General features: G+C 29.0%; 16 protein-coding genes and 1 pseudogene. All 17 read left to right on the top strand.

Annotation, left to right across the window (positions count from 1 at the left end):
* Positions 1–30 precede the first annotated feature (30 nt).
* Complete coding sequence (locus HMPREF2852_RS08655; protein ID WP_070607729.1) at positions 31–735, top strand: isoprenyl transferase; 705 nt, start codon at positions 31–33, stop codon at positions 733–735.
* Positions 722–1,498 carry a phosphatidate cytidylyltransferase gene (locus HMPREF2852_RS08650; RefSeq protein WP_070607726.1) on the top strand — a complete coding sequence of 259 codons (777 nt, stop codon included), beginning with the start codon at positions 722–724 and terminating at the stop codon, positions 1,496–1,498. The genes HMPREF2852_RS08655 and HMPREF2852_RS08650 overlap by 14 nt, the downstream gene beginning before the upstream one ends.
* A 12-nt stretch (positions 1,499–1,510) precedes the next feature.
* Complete coding sequence (locus tag HMPREF2852_RS08645) at positions 1,511–2,524, top strand: M50 family metallopeptidase (protein ID WP_070607723.1); 1,014 nt, start codon at positions 1,511–1,513, stop codon at positions 2,522–2,524.
* 11 nt (positions 2,525–2,535) lie between these two features.
* A complete protein-coding gene (ispG, locus tag HMPREF2852_RS08640) occupies positions 2,536–3,594 on the top strand; it encodes a flavodoxin-dependent (E)-4-hydroxy-3-methylbut-2-enyl-diphosphate synthase (protein WP_070607720.1) in 1,059 nt (352 codons plus the stop codon).
* On the top strand, positions 3,575–7,771 hold the full coding sequence (locus HMPREF2852_RS08635; RefSeq protein WP_070607717.1) for a PolC-type DNA polymerase III: 4,197 nt from the start codon (positions 3,575–3,577) through the stop codon (positions 7,769–7,771). The genes ispG and HMPREF2852_RS08635 overlap by 20 nt, the downstream gene beginning before the upstream one ends.
* Before the next feature lie 214 nt (positions 7,772–7,985).
* Entirely contained in the window at positions 7,986–8,888 is a 903-nt protein-coding gene (locus HMPREF2852_RS08630; RefSeq protein WP_070607714.1) for a DMT family transporter, read from the top strand.
* A gap of 171 nt (positions 8,889–9,059) precedes the next feature.
* Positions 9,060–9,500 carry a ribosome maturation factor RimP gene (gene rimP, locus HMPREF2852_RS08625; RefSeq protein ID WP_070607711.1) on the top strand — a complete coding sequence of 147 codons (441 nt, stop codon included), beginning with the start codon at positions 9,060–9,062 and terminating at the stop codon, positions 9,498–9,500.
* A gap of 8 nt (positions 9,501–9,508) precedes the next feature.
* Positions 9,509–10,756 (top strand): transcription termination factor NusA, encoded by a 1,248-nt coding sequence (gene nusA / locus HMPREF2852_RS08620; RefSeq protein ID WP_070607707.1) that lies wholly within the window; start codon positions 9,509–9,511, stop codon positions 10,754–10,756.
* A gap of 24 nt (positions 10,757–10,780) precedes the next feature.
* The gene (rnpM, locus tag HMPREF2852_RS08615) at positions 10,781–11,038 is read left to right on the top strand and encodes an RNase P modulator RnpM (RefSeq protein ID WP_004838372.1); all 258 of its coding nucleotides are present in this window, start codon (positions 10,781–10,783) and stop codon (positions 11,036–11,038) included.
* Between the two features lie 13 nt (positions 11,039–11,051).
* Positions 11,052–13,172 (top strand): translation initiation factor IF-2, encoded by a 2,121-nt coding sequence (infB, locus tag HMPREF2852_RS08610; RefSeq protein ID WP_070607705.1) that lies wholly within the window; start codon positions 11,052–11,054, stop codon positions 13,170–13,172.
* A gap of 1 nt (position 13,173) precedes the next feature.
* Positions 13,174–13,557, top strand: coding sequence for a 30S ribosome-binding factor RbfA (gene rbfA, locus HMPREF2852_RS08605; RefSeq protein ID WP_004838374.1), 384 nt, complete (start codon positions 13,174–13,176; stop codon positions 13,555–13,557).
* Positions 13,535–14,514 (top strand): annotated as a pseudogene (locus HMPREF2852_RS08600) (bifunctional oligoribonuclease/PAP phosphatase NrnA). Before rbfA ends, HMPREF2852_RS08600 begins: the two are co-directional and overlap by 23 nt.
* The gene (gene truB, locus HMPREF2852_RS08595) at positions 14,507–15,391 is read left to right on the top strand and encodes a tRNA pseudouridine(55) synthase TruB (protein ID WP_070607701.1); all 885 of its coding nucleotides are present in this window, start codon (positions 14,507–14,509) and stop codon (positions 15,389–15,391) included. The pseudogene HMPREF2852_RS08600 and the gene truB overlap by 8 nt, the downstream one beginning before the upstream one ends.
* Positions 15,381–16,322, top strand: coding sequence for a bifunctional riboflavin kinase/FAD synthetase (locus HMPREF2852_RS08590; protein WP_070607698.1), 942 nt, complete (start codon positions 15,381–15,383; stop codon positions 16,320–16,322). The genes truB and HMPREF2852_RS08590 overlap by 11 nt, the downstream gene beginning before the upstream one ends.
* 103 nt (positions 16,323–16,425) lie before the next feature.
* A complete protein-coding gene (locus HMPREF2852_RS08585) occupies positions 16,426–16,941 on the top strand; it encodes a YbaK/EbsC family protein (protein ID WP_070607695.1) in 516 nt (171 codons plus the stop codon).
* A 161-nt stretch (positions 16,942–17,102) separates the two neighbouring features.
* Complete coding sequence (rpsO, locus tag HMPREF2852_RS08580; protein ID WP_070607693.1) at positions 17,103–17,369, top strand: 30S ribosomal protein S15; 267 nt, start codon at positions 17,103–17,105, stop codon at positions 17,367–17,369.
* Between the two features lie 48 nt (positions 17,370–17,417).
* Positions 17,418–19,231, top strand: a 1,814-nt coding sequence (locus HMPREF2852_RS08575; RefSeq protein WP_070607691.1) for a polyribonucleotide nucleotidyltransferase, incomplete at its 3' end; no start/stop codon positions are given.

The raw sequence follows: 19,231 nt of genomic DNA, 5'->3' as shown, positions 1-19,231 counted from the left end.
ATATAGAGATAAAATTAGAAAGAAGGGTGTATGAAAGAGAAAGAACTTAATCATCTTGCCATTATTCTTGATGGAAATGGTAGGTGGGCTAAAAAAAGAAATTTGCCAAGATCTATGGGCCACAAGGAAGGTTCTGAAAATGTTGTGGATATTGCGCTCTATGCTAAAGAAAAAGGCATAAAATATCTAACTCTTTATGCTTTTTCTACAGAAAATTGGAAAAGACCACAAGTAGAAGTCAATTATTTAATGAAATTATTGGCAAAATTTATAAAAGATAAGACAAAATTACTCATGGAAAATGAAGTAAAATTAAATATTATTGGAGATATATCAAAACTTCCAGAAAAAACTATAAAAGCTTGCCTTGATGTTTGTGAGCTTACAAAAAATAATGACAAGCTCGTTTTAAATATGGCTATAAATTATGGGGGCAGAATGGAAATTGTAAAAGCCTTCAAAGATATGGCAAAAGATGGAATAGATTTTGAAAATATAAATGAGGATGATATTTCAAATTATTTGTATACGGCAAATATGCCAGATCCTGATCTTTTAATTAGGACGGGAGGAGATCTTAGGATTTCTAATTTTTTAATTTATCAAATGGCCTACACTGAATATTATTTTACAGATATTTTGTGGCCGGATTTTTCAAAAAAAGATTTGGATGATGCTGTTGATGCGTTTTTTGGAAGAGATAGAAGGTATGGTGGTATAAATGAACCTAGCTAAAAGGCTTTTTGGTGGAGGAATAATTCTTTTTATATTAATTGCAATAACTTATCTTGGTGGAATTTATTTTGCAATTGGTTTTGGGATTTTTTCTTGTATTGCTGTAAAAGAATTGGTAAATGCACTGAAAAATTTGTCATACAATGTTCCTTTAAAATTTGCTATGGTAATAAATTTATTTTTTGTTATAAATGCCTTTAGCAATCATCAAAATTTATTTATGTTTGGCTTTACATCCATACTCATAGCAATTTTTGTATATATGATTTTTAATAAAAAATATAGGATGGAAGACTTTTTTGCACTTTTATTTGTAGTAACTTATGTTTCTATTTTTATGTCAAGTGCGATAAGAATTAATAATAAAATATATCTTTATATGTTATATATTATTGCTTGGGGCTCAGATACTTTTGCTTATCTTACAGGCTCAACTATTGGCAAACACAAAATCAAATCATTAGAATCTATTTCTCCTCACAAAACCATAGAAGGTTTTATCGGAGGAATTTGTGGAGCTGTGATTTTAAATTTGATTTATGTAAATTATGTAAATCTTGACAAAAATATATTATTAGTAATTATTTTTACAATAATTGCTGCATTTTTGTCGGAAACTGGAGATTTAGTAGCATCGTTTATAAAAAGAAAATGTAAAATAAAAGATTATGGAAATTTAATTCCAGGTCATGGAGGAATTTTGGATAGGTTTGATTCAATCTTATTTATCAGCCCTTGCCTTTATTTATTTACATTAATATAAGTTAGGAGAAAAATGAAATCAGTTATTATATCGATTATAATGTTCTTATTTTTGATTTTAATTCATGAATTTGGACATTTTATTATAGCAAAAAAAAGTGGAATTAGGGTGAATGAATTTGCTATTGGAATGGGCCCTAAAATTTTTTCAAAACAAAAAGGAGAAACTCTTTATTCTGTAAATCTTTTTCCAATTGGTGGATATTGCGCTATGGAAGGAGAAGATAGCGAAAGTGATGATGAAAGATCATTTGACAAGGCACCAGCCTACAAAAGATTTTTTACAATTCTTGCAGGACCATTGACAAATTTGATTTTTGCAGGATTAATATTTGCTTTTGTATCTTTTAATACAGGAACTGCATCAACAAGCATTGGAAATTTTACAAAAAATTCGCCAATAAAAGCTCAAGGTTTTAAAGTCAATGACGAAATTGTAGAAATTGACGGAAATAAAATAAATAATTTTAATGATATTTCAAAAAATTTAGAAAATTATTATCAAAAACATGGGAAAAATGACAAAATATCATTAAAAATAAAAAGAGATAATAAATATATAGAAAAAAATGTCAAAGTAAAATTTGAAAACAAAAGACCTCTTCTTGGTTTTATTCCAAAAAATAAAGACGTAGGATTTTTTGAATCAATTAAAATTGGTTTTAAAGAAGTTGGCTCAATGATTGTTTTGATGATAAATGTTCTTAAAAGTTTATTTACAGGAAAATTAGGATTTTCTGCTTTGTCAGGGCCTGTTGGTGTTGTAAAAGAAATGGGAAGACAAGCAAATCTTGGAATTATGAATTTATTATTCTTTTTGGGATATATAAGTGTAAATTTGGGATTTTTTAATTTGCTTCCAATACCAGCTCTTGATGGTTCAAAAATATTTACTTCCTTATTTGAAATGATTACAAAAAAGACAGTAAATAAAAAAATTGAAGAAAAATTTACAATTGGAGGATTTGTTCTCTTGTTAGGACTAATTCTTTTGGTTACGATTAAGGATTTAATTAGCTTATTTTAAAGGAGTAAAAATTGAAAAAAACTAGAAAAGTTTATGTAGGAGATGTTGCCATAGGAGGAGGATCTCCTATTTCTATCCAATCAATGACAACAAAAGAGACAAAAAATATTAAAGAAGTCGTAAAACAAATTAATGATTTTGAAAAGGCAGGTTGTGATATTTCAAGATCTGCTATAAATTCTCTTGAAGATGCAAGGGCAATTTCTGAAATTAAAAAGATAACCAATCTTCCTTTTGTGGCAGACATACAATTTGATTATAAACTAGCTCTTGCAGCTGTCGAAAACGGCTGTGATTGTCTAAGAATAAATCCTGGAAACATTGGTGGAAGTGACAAGGTTAAAATTTTGGTTGAAAAATGTAAGGAAAAAAATATTCCAATAAGAATCGGTGTAAATTCTGGTTCTGTGCATAAGGAGATGATTGAAAAATATAAGGGAGTAAATGTTGATAGCCTTGTTTATTCTGCCCTTGATGAAGTAAAAGTTTTAGAAGATTTAGACTTTCACGACATAGTTATTTCTATAAAATCATCAGATGTAAATACAATGATTGATGTAAACAGAAAAATTTCTTCTCTTTGTGATTACCCACTTCATTTGGGAGTTACAGAAGCTGGTCCTCTTTATCAAGCTTTGGTTAAATCATCAATTGGCATGGGATCACTTTTAAAAGATGGAATTGGAGATACAATTAGGGTTTCAATAACTGGAGATCCACTTCAAGAAGTAAAGGCTGGAAAAACAATTTTAAAATCTTTGGGACTTAGACGAGATGGAATTGATTTGGTTTCTTGTCCAACTTGTTCAAGAACAAGTGTAAATTTAGATGAAATTGTAAACGAGGCAAGTGAAAGACTTGATAAATTGAATTTAAATTTAAAAGTTGCCATAATGGGTTGTCCTGTAAATGGTCCAGGAGAGGCGAAAGAAGCAGATTATGGAATAGCTTGTGCAAAGGGCTATGGATTTTTATTTAAAAAGGGAATTACAATAAAAAAAGTAAAACAAGAAGAAATAGTTGACAGTTTGATTGAAGAAATTTTGAAAGATGAAAAAAATGAAAATTAATCTAAAATCTATTATTGAAATTGACAAAGATTATTATATAAACAAGGCGATTTATTCAAAAAAATTAAATAAATTGAAATTAAATATTCTAGGAGAATATGATGAAAATATAGAAAAAAAACTTGAATCATATTTTTCTTATGTTAATTTGTCATTGAAATTTGAAAAGGAAAATAAAAAAGAAACAAATTCCATAGATGATTTTTATGAAAGCCAACCTCTTCCAGATTATTATGAAACAGGTTATGAAAATTCAGAAAATTTGGGCGAAAATAATGAAGAAAAAAATCAAGAAAGTAAAGAGGCTTCATTAAACAATCAAGATATATTTGATTTGCCAAAAATTGAAGAAGAAAAGAAAGAACCTTCAAAAAATCAAGAAGAAGAAAAAACATCAAGCCTTAGAGATTTGAAAAAAATCGAGCTTGAAAATATGATTGAAAATGCTAGAAATAATAAGAAAAATTCTGAAAAAAAAGAAATAAACCAAGCAGAAATTTTAAAATACGGAAGAAATATAAATGGAGATTTATTTAAAATTGAAGAAATTTATGACAAAAAAGGCATGAATCTTTCTATAAAGGGAGAAATATTTGGCATTGATGTTTTTGAATCAAAAAGAGGAAACTTTATTTATTCTTTTGACCTTGAAGATGAATCTGATGCTATAGCTTGCAAGATGTTTGTTCAACCAAGAAATAAATCAAAACTTGAAAATTTAAAAGAAAATATGATAGTTCAAGTTCAAGGCGTTCTAAACTATGATAGCTTTTCACATGAAGATGTTTTTACTGTAAATTCTATGGTGGAATGTGAAAAAAAAGAAAGACTTGATACTTATCCTAAAAAAAGAGTTGAGCTTGAAATTCATACGAAAATGACAAACCTTGATGGATTTGTTGATATGGATGAGCTAGCAAAAAAATTAAAAGCTTGGGGCCATAGCGCTTGTGGAATTACAGATACAGAAACCCTACAGGCTCTTCCAGATATGTATGACAAACTTGGAAAAAATGATATAAAAATGCTGGCAGGAGCAGAGCTTTTGTTGGTTGATAAAAATTTAAGGATTTTAACTAACAACTACAATAAAAAAATTAATGATATAAGCGATTTGAAAAATCAAAGATTTATTGTATTTGACTTGGAGACGACTGGACTTTCAAAATATATAGATAAAATCACAGAAATTGGTGCGGTAAAAATTGAAAATGGAGAAATAATTGAAGTTTTTAATGAGCTTGTAAATCCAGAAAAAATGATTCCTCAAAAGGTTGTTGAACTTACAGGAATTACAAACGAAATGGTAATGGATAAGCCGAAAATTGATGAAGTTTTGCCTAAATTTTTAGAATTTTCAAAAGATTCATATTTTGTAGGACAAAATACAGATTTTGATATTGGTTTTATAACAGAAGCTTGTCAAAAATTATCTTATAAATTTGAGCCAGTTTATTTGGATACTTTACCAATGGCAAGAGCGGTTTTTCCAAATATGGGAAGATTTTCTCTTGATAAACTTGCAAAAAAATTAGGAGTTGGACCTTTTAACCATCACAGAGCAAGCGATGATGCAATGACAACTGCCAAAATTTTTATTAAATTATTTGAAAAAATTAAGGATAAAAATAAAGACCTTAGCCTTGAAAAAATTAATTCAATAAAAACAAAATGGCCTATAGCTCGTCACGAAAATTTCTCATCAATTATTTTTGCCAAAAATTATCATGGACTTAAAAATCTTTATAAAATAATTTCAGAATCTAGGATGAAATATTTTAATTTAGAAGCAAAAACGCCTTTTGATTTGGTAAAAGAAAATAAAGAAGGTTTGATAATAGGCTCTGGTGGCAAAGACGGTCTTTTGTTTAAGGCTATAAGAGATGATTTTTCTGAAGAAAAAATAGAAAAAATTTGCGAATTTTTTGATTTTTTCCAAATAGAGGCGATGGGAGTTTTTGCTGATGATTTGGAAAATGGATCTATAAGAGATAAAAATCAAATTATAGAAATAAATAAAAAAATAATTGAGCTTGGAAAAAAATATAATAAATTGGTTGTAGCAACTGGCTCTGTAAGATATATGGAAAAGAAAGATTATGTTCTTAGAAATATTCTTCACAAGGGACAATTTTTCCATTACAAGGAAAATAATCCTCTTTATTATTTAAAAACAACCAATGAAATACTTGATGAATTTTATTATTTAGATGATCAAACGAAAATGGAAGTAGTAATTGATAATACAATTAAAATTGCTGATAGTTTGGAAAGTATTATGCCAATTCCTCACGAAACTTTTCCACCCAAAATTGAGGGTTCTGATAAAAAATTAAAAGATACAACTTATGAAAAAGCAATCTCAATTTATGGAGATCCTCTTCCTGATCTTGTAAAAACAAGACTTGATAAGGAGCTTGATTCTATAATTTCAAATGGATATGCAGTTTTATATATAATTGCAAAAGAGCTTGTAGAAAAATCAAATGAGGATGGATATTTGGTTGGATCAAGAGGTTCTGTTGGTTCATCATTTGCAGCAACCATGGCAAATATTACAGAAGTAAATCCGCTTGCCCCTCATTATGTTTGTCCATCATGCAAGCATTCAGAATTTATAACAGATGGTAGCGTTGGAGCTGGAATAGATTTGCCTGATAAAACTTGTCCAAAATGTGGGGCAGAGATGAACAAAGACGGCCACGATATTCCTTTTGAAGTTTTCTTGGGATTTGAAGGAGATAAGGAGCCAGATATTGATTTGAATTTTGCTGGAGAATATCAACCAACAATTCACAAATATACTGAAGAATTATTCGGTGAAGGAAAAGTTTTTAGGGCAGGAACTATTGGAACAATAAAAGATAATACTGCTTTTGGTTATATCAAAAAATATATGGAAGATAATGACCTAAATCTTTCTAATGCACAAATTAGAAAATATCAAAGAGGACTTTTTGATGTAAAAAGAACAACAGGTCAACACCCAGGTGGTCTTATGATTGTGCCAAATGATAAAAATATTTACGATTTTTCTCCTGTTCAATATCCAGCAGATGATGGAAAAGATGATATAAAAACAACGCATTTTACTTATAATATGATGCACGGAGTAATTTTAAAACTGGATTTATTGGGCCATGATGTCCCTACAATTATTAGAAGTCTTCAAGATTTAACAAATACAGATCCTTTGAAGCTTCAAATGGATGATGAAAATGTAATGAATATTTTCTCTTCAACAAAACCATTAAATATAAAATATGATTTTTCAAATAACGAAATTGGAACTTTAGGAATTCCTGAATTTGGAACTTCTTTTGTAAGAGGAATGTTAAAAGATACTTTTCCAACAAAATTTTCTGAAATGACAAGAATTTCTGGACTTTCTCACGGAACTGATGTGTGGTTAAATAATGCTCAAGATTTAGTTAAATCAAAAACAGCAGGCTTTGATCAAATAATTTCAACTCGTGATGACATAATGAATTCTTTGATTAATCTTGGACTTGATAAGAAAAAATCTTTCCAAATAATGGAAAAAGTAAGAAAGGGAAAAACTCTTTCAGAAGAAACTTTGGCTTATATGAAAGAAAATAAGGTTCCTGATTGGTACATTGATTCTTGTTTAAAAATAAAATATCTATTCCCAAAAGCTCACGCAGTTGCTTATTGTTTGATGAGTTATAGGATTGCTTATTACAAAGTTTATTATCCTAAGGCATTTTATGCAACATATTTTTCTACAAAATTAAATGATTTTCAATATTCAGTAATTGTAAAAGGATTAAAATCAATCCAATATGCTTTAAATGAAATTAATCAATTAGAAAAACCAACACAAAGAGAAAAAAATCTAAGATCATTGTTGGAAGTTGCGGAAGAGATGGCAGCAAGAGATATAAAAATTAAAAAAGCAGACTTATATAAGTCAGAAGCTGTTAAATTTATTTTGGATGATGACGGAGAAATTTTGCCACCACTTTCAGCAGTCGATGATGTTTCAGAAGCTATGGCAAAAGATATAGTTATTGAAAGAGAAAAAGCCAAATTTATTTCGATTGAAGATTTGAAAAAAAGAACTTCACTAAACAAAAATGCTTTAAATTCTTTAAAAAATTTGGATATAATTGATGGATTGCAAGAAGAAAATCAAATGTCTTTATTTGATTTATAAATTAAAACTCTAATAGAGATTAAATCTTTATTAGAGTTTTTTTATTATATTTTTTTAAATAACAATTTATGCATATATATAACAATAAAAATCAATTAATTATCAAAGTTAAGCGACTTGTGTAGGATTTTTATTATTTTTATTAAAAAATCTTACAAAATTTAAAATTTTTGATATAATACAAGCAAGCGGAAAAAATCTATTAGGAGTAAGTATGAAAAATAAACATAGGGGAGAATTACTTTTACTATTGACTTCCTTTATTTGGGGCTTTGCTTTTATTGCCCAAAAATTAGGAAGTGATTACATAGAACCATTTACCTTTAATTTTTTTAGAAATTTGACAGCTGGAATTTTTTTATTGGCTTATTCATTTTTTAGAAAAAATAAATCGAGAAAAAAAGTAGATAGTATTACAAAAACTGCAACAATCAGAGGTGGAATTGCCACAGGTCTTGTTATGGCAGTTGCAGTTAGCTTTCAACAAACTGGAGTTTATTTTACGACAAGTGGTAAGGCAGGTTTTATTACATCACTTTACGTTGTCATAGTTCCGATTTTTGCAATTTTTATGGGAAAAAAAGTTTCCAAAAAAACTGCAATTTCTATAATACTTGCTCTAGTTGGTTTATACTTATTAACTGTAAGAGTTGATGATGGATTTTCTATAAATAAGGGAGATATTTTAATTTTTATAGGATCCTTATTTTTTGCTTTTCATATTTTATTTATTGATAAATTTTCTATAAGAGCTGATAGTGTAAAAATGTCTATGATTCAATTTTTTGTAGCAAGTTTAGTATCTTTGCTTCTTATGATTTTATTTGAAAAACCAAATTTTGATTTATTAATGAAAGGCATGCTTGCTATTTTGTATCTGGGTATATTTTCATCAGGTTTGGGTTATACTCTCCAAATTGTCGCCCAAAAAGATACTGATCCTACAATTGCTAGTTTGATTTTATCTTTGGAATCAGTTTTTGCTGCATTTTTTGGATTTTTATTTTTGAAAGAAAGACCAGTAGATAGGGAAATTATTGGAGGAATAATTATGTTTATCGCAATAATTTTATCTCAAATTCCCGAACAAAAAATAAAAAAAATTTTTAAAAAGTAAAGCACAAATCTCTAGTTATTTAAAATTAAATACTAGAGATTTTAATTTTATATTTTTATTAAATTTTATTTTGTAAATTTATTTTAAAATTGAAAGTTAAGTCTTTTATAGTATAATAATTTTAAGCGAAGAGTGGACAAATCCACTCTTTTAATATGTAAAGGGGAAGTTATGGATTTAATAAGCAAACTAAAAGAAAATTTAGAAAGTGATATTAATGGGCTTGGTTACGAGCTTGTTGATATTGAATTTGTTAATGAGGGTAAAAATAAAATATTAAGGTTTTTTATTTACAAAGATGGAGGAATCACAATTGATGATTGTGAAAAGACTTCTAATTTTTTAAGCGAAAGATTAGATGAAATTGATCTTATAAAATCTTTTTATTATTTGGAAGTATCTTCTCCTGATCTTTCAAGACCATTAAAGACTGATAGAGATCTTGAAAGAAACAAAGATGAGCTTTTAGAAATAAAGCTTAAAAATGGCGAGAAGTTTATAGGAAAAATTAAAGAAATAAAAGAAAATTCCTTAATTTTTACACTTGAAAATGAAGAAAAAGAAATTGAAAAGAGTGAAATTAAGACTATTAAAATTGAGATAGTCTTCTAGGGGGACAAATGAATAAAGAATTTATAATTGCCTTAGAGGAGCTTGAAAAAACTAAAAATGTTGACAAGAGAATAATCCTTGAAGCATTGGAAAAAGCTTTGGTGAAATCTTACCAAAAAAACTACGATAATAATGAAAATGTTGATGTAAGCATTGACGATGAAACTGGAGAAATCGAAGTATATTCTCTAAAAAATGTAGTTGATGAAGTAAATGAACCGATAGCTGAAATTTCTAAGACAAAAGCAAAAGAAATTGACCCTAAACTTGATTTGGGCGATATTTGTAGGGTTAAAATTGCACCGAAAAATTTTGGAAGAGTTGCAGCTCAAACTGCAAGAAATATTGTAATCCAAAAAATTAGAGATGCCCAAAGAGATTCAGTTTATTCTGAATATTTGGATAGGGCAAATGAAATTATAACAGGCGTTGTACAAAGAGAAGATAAGTTTAATGTCTACATAAATCTTGATAAAATTGAAGGAATTATTCCAATAAAAGAGCAAGTAGAAAATGAAACTTATACTCCAAACCAAAGAATAAAAGTTTTGATTAAAGAAGTAAAAAATACAACAAAAGAGCCGCAAATTATTTTATCAAGAAAAGATAAGGCCTTGGTTGTAAGATTATTTGAGCTTGAAGTTCCAGAAATTACAAATGGAATAATTGAAATTTATGGAATAGATAGAGAAGCAGGTTCAAGAACAAAAATTGCAGTTTTCTCAAATGATCCAGAAATTGATTCAATTGGAGCTTGTATTGGCTTTAAAGGAAGTCGTGTAAATTCAATAGTAGAAGAATTGCAAGGAGAAAAAATTGATATTATAAATTACGATAAAGATATAAAAGTATTTATAAAAAATTCCTTATCTCCTGCAGAAATTAATGAAGTTTATATAAATGATAAGAAAAAACAATCCTTGGTTGTTGTAAGAGAAGATCAATTATCTCTTGCCATTGGAAAAGAAGGACAAAACGCAAGACTTGCAGCAAGACTTACAGGCTGGAAAATTGATATAAAAAGTCAAGAAGAATTCGACCAATTAAGCCAAGAAGAAATTGATGAAATACTTGGTCTTAACGAACAAACAGACAAAGAATTAGAAAATATTGAAGAAAATTCAAAAGAAGATATTTTAGAAGATGAAAATGTACAACAAGGCGAAAATTTAGATATAGATAAAGAAAATATAGAAGATTTATCAAACGACCTTGACCAAATTATTAAAGAAGATATTGAAGAAAGTGATGAATAATAACTTATTAATAATGGTGAAAAAATGAAACAAAGAAAAATACCACAAAGAAAATGTATAGTTTGTGGAGAAAACAAAGACAAACACGAATTGATTAGGATAGTAAAAAACAAAGAAGAAGGAATTATCCTAGATCCTACCGGCAAAAAAAATGGTAGGGGAGCTTATATTTGTAAAAATGAAACTTGCATAAATGAAGCCAAGAAGAAAAGAAAATTAGAAAAAGTTTTTAAAACTGAAATTAGTGATGATCTTTATGAGGAGATAATTGCTATGAAATAAAAGAGGTGATTAGATGGCTAAAAAATTAAGAATTTATGAATTAGCAAAAGAACACAAAAAAAGTACGAAAGAAATGCTCAGTCTACTAAAAGACGAATTTGGACTAAAAATAAAATCCCACATGTCAGTGTTAAGTGGAGATGAACTTGCGATAGTTGAAGAATATTTTAGTGAAGATAAAAAAATAAAAGAAGATAAAAAAGAAATAAAAGCAGAAAAAAAATCAGAAGAAAAATCTTTGGAAGATAAAAATTCAAAAAATAAAAAAGACAAGAAGTCATCAAAGAAAAAAGAAAAAAAGAAAAACAAAAATAAAAAGCAAAATAAAAGATCAAAAAAATCAACCAAAAGAGAAGTAAAAGCAGAAAATAATGATGATGGAAATATTTATATTCCAGAATCAATTTCAGTAAAATCTTTTGCGGAAAAAATCGATGAAAATGCCAACCAAGTTATTATGAAACTTATGGGACTTGGAGTAATGGCAGGTTTAAATGATCAAATAGAATTTGAACAAGCAGAGCTTGTTGCTCTTGAATTTAATAAGGAAATTGCAAAAGAAGTTAAGCTTGATGAAATTGAAATTCAAGAAAAAGATTTAGATTTCGAAGATGACGAAAAAGATTTACAAACTCGTCCACCAGTAGTTTCAGTAATGGGACACGTTGACCACGGAAAAACTTCAATTCTAGATGCAATTAGAGATACACAATTTGCATCTGGAGAAGCTGGAGGAATTACTCAACACATTGGTGCTTCAACTGTAAAAATAAATGATAAAGAAATTGTATTTTTAGACACTCCAGGCCACGAAGCTTTCACTCAAATGAGAATGAGAGGAGCTCAATCAACTGATATAGCAATTTTGGTTGTAGCTGGAGATGATGGAGTAATGCCACAAACAATTGAGGCAATTAACCACGCAAAAGCTGCAGAAATTCCAATAATTGTTGCAATAAATAAAATGGACAAAGAAGAAAGTGATCCAAATAGAGTAAAACAAGAACTTACAGAATATGGTTTAGTTTCAGAAGACTGGGGCGGAGATACAATCATGGTAGAAGTATCTGCAAGAACTGGCGATGGAATTAAAGATTTGTTGGAGATGGTTTTGCTTGTTGCTGAAATGAGAGAATTAAAAGCAAATCCAGACAGAGCTGCAGTTGGAATTATAATTGAAGCTCAACTTGATAAGGCAAGAGGTTCTGTTGCAACTGTTCTTGTTCAAAAAGGGACTCTTCACGATAAAGATTATGTAGTTACTGGTTCATCATCAGGAAGAATTAGAGCTATGTTTAATTCAAAAGGAGAGCCAATCTCAGAAGCAGGTCCATCAATGCCAGCACAAATTTTAGGACTAAGCGATGTGGCAGAAGCAGGAGATAAAATTTTTGCTGTAGAAGATGAAAAAACTGCAAGAGCTTATGCAGATCGTGCAAAAGAGCAAAAAAGAGAAGAAAGACTAATTCAAAAATCTAATACAAACCTTGAAGATATGTACGAAGGCATCGAAGATGGAGAATTAAAAGAATTAAATATTATAGTAAAAACTGATGTAAAAGGAACAGTAGATGCAGTTTCAAGTTCATTCTCTAAACTTTCAAACGAAGAAGTTTTTGTAAATGTAATTGCAGGAGCTGTTGGAGGAATTTCAGAATCAGATGTTCTTCTTGCCCAAGCATCAAACGCTATAATTATTGGATTTAATGTTCGTCCAACTCAAGGTGCTCTTCAAATGGCAGAAGAAAATAATATAGAAATAAGAACTTATTCTGTAATTTATGAAGCGATAGAAGATGTAGAAAAAGCTCTCAAAGGAATGCTTGATCCAGAATTTGAAGAAAAAGTTTTAGGTCGTGCAAAAGTTCAAGAAACTTTCAAAATTCCAAATGCAGGAATGGTTGCAGGTGTTCTTGTAACAAGTGGTTCAATTCCAAGAAGAGCAAAAATAAGATTATTAAGGGACAATGTTGTTATCTTTGATGGAGAAATTGAATCTATGAAAAGATTTAAAGATGATGCCAAAGAATTAAACAATGGCTACGAAGGTGGAATTGGCCTTGAAAAATTCAACGACATCAAAGAAGGCGACGAACTTGAAGCCTACGAAATGATAGAAAAAGAAAGAGAATAGAATGGATAAAAGAAGAACCTTAAAAATATCTTCACAAATGCAAAAAGAATTATCAAAAATTTTGGCAGAAGATATTAATGATCCAAGATTATCAGATAATGTAATAGTTTCTATAACTGAAGTAGAAGTTACAAATGACTTATCCTATGCTGATATTTTTGTTTCAGTTTTGGGAGATGAAAACAAAAAAGAATCTGTAATAGAAGCTCTCGATCAAGCAAAAGGATATATGAAAAAATTAATTGGCGAGAGAATGAGATTAAGATCTATGCCAGAATTTAGGTTTAAATATGACAATTCTATCGAACATGGCGTGTATATGGATAAGCTAATTGCTGAAACCATAAAAAGGGATGAAAAAAATGCCAAAAATCGAGAAGATTAGCCAAAAAGAATTAGAAAATTTTAAAAAATTTATTGATGAGGCTGACACAATTGCAATTTCAGCCCACATAAATCCAGATGGAGATGCCCTAGGATCAGCTCTTGGTCTTAGGAAATCTCTTGAGCTTTATGGAAAAAAATCTGATGTAATAAAAATTAGTGAAGTGGATGATTATTTAAAATTTTTACCACAAATTGATTTTTATAAAAATCCAAGTCTTGAAGAATACGACTTATTTATTATTGTAGATTGTTCAGAATTTGATAGGATTGATAAGGCGATAGAAATTTGTAAAAAATCTAAAAAAGTTCTTGTAATTGACCATCATGAAGGTGGCTCTATCAAAACGGATTTAAATATAATTCATTCAGATTCTCCTGCAAGCTGTGAGCTTGTTTATGAAATTATAAAAAGATTAAAGCTTCCGATTGATAAAGAAATAGCTACACTTTTGTATGCAGGCTTGGTTACGGATACTGGTAGATTTTTATATTCAAATATAAGTGAATTAACATTTTATACTGCAGCAGATTTGTATAAAATCGGAGCAGATTTTGAAATGATTTATAAAAATCTCTACCAAAATAAAGAAATTTCAAAATTACAATTTGAAAATCATCTTTTAAACAAGGTAGAATTTAAAAAGCCTTATGCCCTTGTTGGGATAAGCCAAAAAACTTGTAAGGATTTGGTGTACAAATGGGTGATAGTGAATCGGTTGTAAATATGCTTAGAGATTTAAAAGGAATTGAAGTAGCTTGTCTTGTAAAAGAATATGGAGAAAATGAATTTAAAATTTCTTTAAGGAGCAAAGATTATCTTGATGTTTCTAAAATTGCAAGAGATAATGGTGGCGGTGGTCACATTAGAGCTTCTGGATTTACAATAAATACAGATTCAATGGATAAGGCATTAAATACAATGAGAAAAATTTTAGAAGAGGCAATAAATGACTAGTGGAATTTTGTTAATTGATAAAAGTACAGGAATGTCATCAGGAAAATGTGTATATCAAGCAAGAAAAAAACTAGGCATAAAAAAAATAGGCCATGCAGGAACTCTTGATCCTCTTGCAACTGGTCTTTTGCCACTTTTAATTAACAAAGCAACAAGAGTTTCAGATTTTTTAATGGATGAGGTTAAAATCTATGAAACTCTTGCATTTTTTGGGCAAAAAACAGATACCCAAGATATTACAGGGGAAATTTTAGAAAAATCTTCAAAAACTTTTGAAAAAAAAGATCTGGAAAAGGCAATAAAGGAAAATTTTTTAGGAGAAATTTTTCAAACTCCTCCTATGTATTCGGCTTTAAAACAAAATGGCAAAAAATTATATGAGCTTGCAAGAGAAGGAAAAATCGTAGAAAGAAAACAAAGAAGAATTAAAGTTTATGATTTTGAAATTTTAGATTTTGATTTTCCTTATGCAAGATTTAAAATAACTTGTTCAAAAGGAACCTATATAAGAAGTCTTGTAAATGATTTGGGAGAAGTTTTAGAAACTTTTGCCACAGTAAAAGAACTTAGAAGGCTTAAAGTTGGAAATTTTGATGTAAAAGATGCCATAAAAATTGAAGATTTTGAAAAAAAAGATGTTGATGAGCTTATAAAAAAGCTTATTCCAATTGATAATGCCCTAAATCAATATGAAAAAATAATTTTGGATAAGTCTTATTACAAACAAGCTACAAATGGAATGACTATGAAAGTTGATCTTGAAAAAAATTTTGATGGACTTATTAGAGTTTATGTGGAAGATTTATTTATTGGGCTTGGGGAATATAAAAATAAAAACAAGACTTTGAAGTTAAAGAAGGTGTTTTATGAAGGATAATATAAAAATATTTGACCTAGATTTTAATGAATTTGACTTATCGCCAAAGGCAGTAAGCCTTGGAAATTTTGATGGGGTCCACAAGGGTCATCAAAAACTTATGAAAGAAAATATAAAAATTTCAAAAGCAAAAAATCTTATCCCATCTGTATTATTATTTAAAGAAAACACCAAAAATATCCTAAATGGAGAAAGAGAATATCTTACAAGTCTTGAGGATAAAATAGAAATTTTGAAAAATTTGGGCATAGAATGTTTTTGTCTTTTGGAATTTTCAGACAAATTTAAAGATCTATCTCCTTACGAATTTATTGAAGAAATTTTATATAAAAAATTAAATACCAAATATGTAATAGTTGGAGATAATTATAGGTTTGGAAAAATGGCAAAAGGAGATATAAAAACTTTAAAAAAGTACGAGGAAGATTTTGCCTACAAAACAAAAGTAGTAGATTTTGAGCTTGATGAAGGAAAAATTATAAATTCCACAGACATAAGACAAATGGTAAGAGAAGGAAAAATTGAAAAAGCCAACAAAGACTTGGGACATCCTTTTAAAATGCAAGGAAAAGTTATAAAAGGCGCCCAAAGAGGAAGACTTTTAAATTTCCCAACAGCAAATCTAAAGCCATCATTCAAATACGTTACAGCAAAATCTGGAGTTTATTTTACCAGAGTAAATATAGACAGGGATTTTTATTATGCCCTAACAGATATAGGAACAAATCCAACCTTTGAAAATAAAAAAATGAAAATTGAAACTTATATAATGGATTTTTCAAAAGATATATATGGAAAAAATATAAGCATAGAATTTTTAGAATATCTAAGACCTGATTATAAATTTAATTCTCCTGAAGAATTAATCGCACAAATGGAAAAAGATAAAAAAACAGGAAGAAATTTAATAGAAAAATATAGAAAAGAGTAGGAAACTGCTCTTTTTTTGTGCTCAAATTTATTTTTAATCCTATTGGGTATTTATAATATAGAATTTAAAATTGTAATTTGAAAATTTTAAAAAGGAGATTATTATGAGTAGTTCCAAAAAAGTATTTGATAGACTTAATAAATTAAATATAAAATATGATATGGTAGAACATCCTCCAGCTGAAACTACAGAAGAAGCTGATAAATATATTGAAGGAAAAGAAGGAGCAAGGACAAAAAATCTTTTTTTGGCTAATAGAAAAAATAGACAATATTATTTGATAGTTATGGATGATAAAAAAATGATTAGCTTAAAAGATTATAATAAATTATTAAATGAAAAAGGAATGCACTTTCTTGATCCGAAAAAAGTTTATGAAATAATGGAGCAAGAAGTAGGAATTATATCAGTTTTTGGTTTGATGAATACAAATGAAAATATAAAGGTGTTCTTTGATAAAGATATGATAGAAGAAAATGATCTTATGACCTTTCATCCAGACGACAACACCAAAACTCTTTTTATAAAAAATGAAGATATTTTCAAATTAGTAAAAGACTGTGGATATGATTATGAAATTTTTGATTTTAAAGCAGGAATTAATGAATTAGATTTTTAAAAAATTGAGATTAATTTTATTTTTAAATAAGAAAAATTAATATGCAATTTTTTCTTTGCAAAAATAAAGATATTTGGTATAATATCAAAGATACCTTAACTATGGACTAAGTTTCCTCGGACTATTTCATGGTTATGGCGAATAAATTTTAGGAGGATTTTATGTTAAATAAAGATCAAAAAACAGAAATTATTAAACAATTTCAAAAAGACGAAAAAGATACTGGTTCACCAGAAGTTCAAATTGCTATTCTTACTCAAAGAATCAAAGAACTTACTGAACATTTAAAAGCAAACAAAAAAGACCACTCTTCAAGAAGAGGACTTTTCAAAATGATTAGACGTAGAAAAGGTCTTTTAAATTACTTAATGGAAAATGATATTGAAAGATATCGTGGAGTTATTGAAAAACTTGGATTAAGAAAATAGTTAAATATGACGGGACTTATCCCGTCTTTTTTGTAGTTAGGAGAAAAAATGGAAAAAACTTATGAATATAAGTCACAAAATGGTTCCGATCTTTCTATAACAATCGGAAAAGTTGCTGAGCAAACTAATGGCGAATGTTTAATTAGAACAGGCGATACAATTTTATTAGTTACTGCTGTTGCAAGTGACAAGCCAAGAGAGGGAATTGATTTTTTCCCACTTATTTGTGATTATCAAGAAAAACTTTATGCAGTTGGAAAAATTCCAGGTGGATTTATAAAAAGAGAAGGTAAGGCATCAGACAAGGCTATTTTAATTTCTCGTCAAATGGATAGACCTTTAAGACCTTTGTTTCCAGAAAATTTTTACAATGATGTGCAAGTAATTGCAACCCCATTTTCAGTAGATGAAGATAATGAACCTGATTGTATGACAACAATCGGTGCATCCATTGCTCTTGGAATTTCTGATATTCCTTTTTATGGACCAGTTGCTGCAGTTTCTGTTGGATATGTTGATGGAAAATTTATTGTAAATCCAAACAAAGACGAGAGAGAAAAAACTTCTTTGAATTTAACAGTTGCAGGTACTGCTGATGCAATCAATATGGTTGAAGCTGGTGCAAATGAATTATCAGAAGATGAGATGCTTGAAGCTATGATGGTAGCTCATGCAGAAATTAAAGAAATTTGCACTTTTATCCAAACAATTATTGATGATATTGGCAAAGAAAAGATGGAAGTTTGTGAAGAAGTTGAAACTGAACTTCAAAGAAAAATAAAAGATAAATACACACAAGATATTAAAAATTCTATAAGAACAACTGATAAGGTTCAAAGAGAAAATGATATTAACGAAATAGAAGAAAAATGTAGGGAAGATTTCTTAGAGGAATTTCCAGAAAGTGAAGATGAAATTCACAAAACTGTAGATTCTATTATGAAAAAAGAAGTTAGAAGAATGATTTCAATTGATAAAATAAGACCTGATGGACGTAAGATGGATGAAATTCGTCCTTTATCTGCAGAAGCTGGGCTTTTGCCAAGAGCTCATGGTTCTGGATTATTCCAAAGAGGTCAAACTCAAGTTTTATCAGTTCTAACATTAGGATCTCCTGGGGAAGAACAAGTAATTGATTCAATGAATAGAGAAGAAATTACAAAAAGATATATTCATCAATATAATTTCCCACCATTTTGTGTTGGAGATATTAGACCACTAAGAGGACCCGGAAGACGTGAAGTTGGACATGGACATTTGGCTGAAAGAGCTTTGATTCCAGTTTTGCCTGATACAAATGATTTTCCTTACACAATAAGAGTAGTAAGTGAAGTTTTATCATCAAACGGTTCATCATCACAAGCTTCAATTTGTGGTTCAACTTTATCACTAATGGATGCAGGAGTTCCAATTAAAAAACCTGTTGCAGGAATTGCTATGGGCTTAATCAAAGAAGAAAATTCAATTTCAATTCTTACAGACATTCAAGGACTTGAAGATCATCTTGGAGATATGGACTTTAAAGTTGCTGGAACAAAAGATGGAATTACTGCTCTTCAAATGGATATGAAAATTTCTGGAATAAATAAAGAAGTTTTACAAGAAGCCTTGGCTGATGCTCATAAGGCAAGAATTAAAATTCTTGATGTAATAACATCAGCAATCGACAAGCCAAGAGAAGACTTATCAAAATATGCTCCAAGAATTTTTTCAATAGATATTGATCCAGAAAAAGTTAGAGATGTAATTGGTGCCGGCGGAAAAACAATCAACAAAATAATTGATGCAACTGGTGTAAAAATTGAAACTGAAGACGATGGACACATAACAGTTGCAAGCAATGATGGAGAAAGCGGAAAAAA

Source organism: Anaerococcus sp. HMSC065G05, assembly GCF_001812365.1.
Taxonomy (GTDB): domain Bacteria; phylum Bacillota; class Clostridia; order Tissierellales; family Peptoniphilaceae; genus Anaerococcus; species Anaerococcus vaginalis.
The sequence above is the reverse complement of the archived record's forward strand: the minus strand, read 5'-3'. Positions and strand labels throughout refer to the sequence as shown.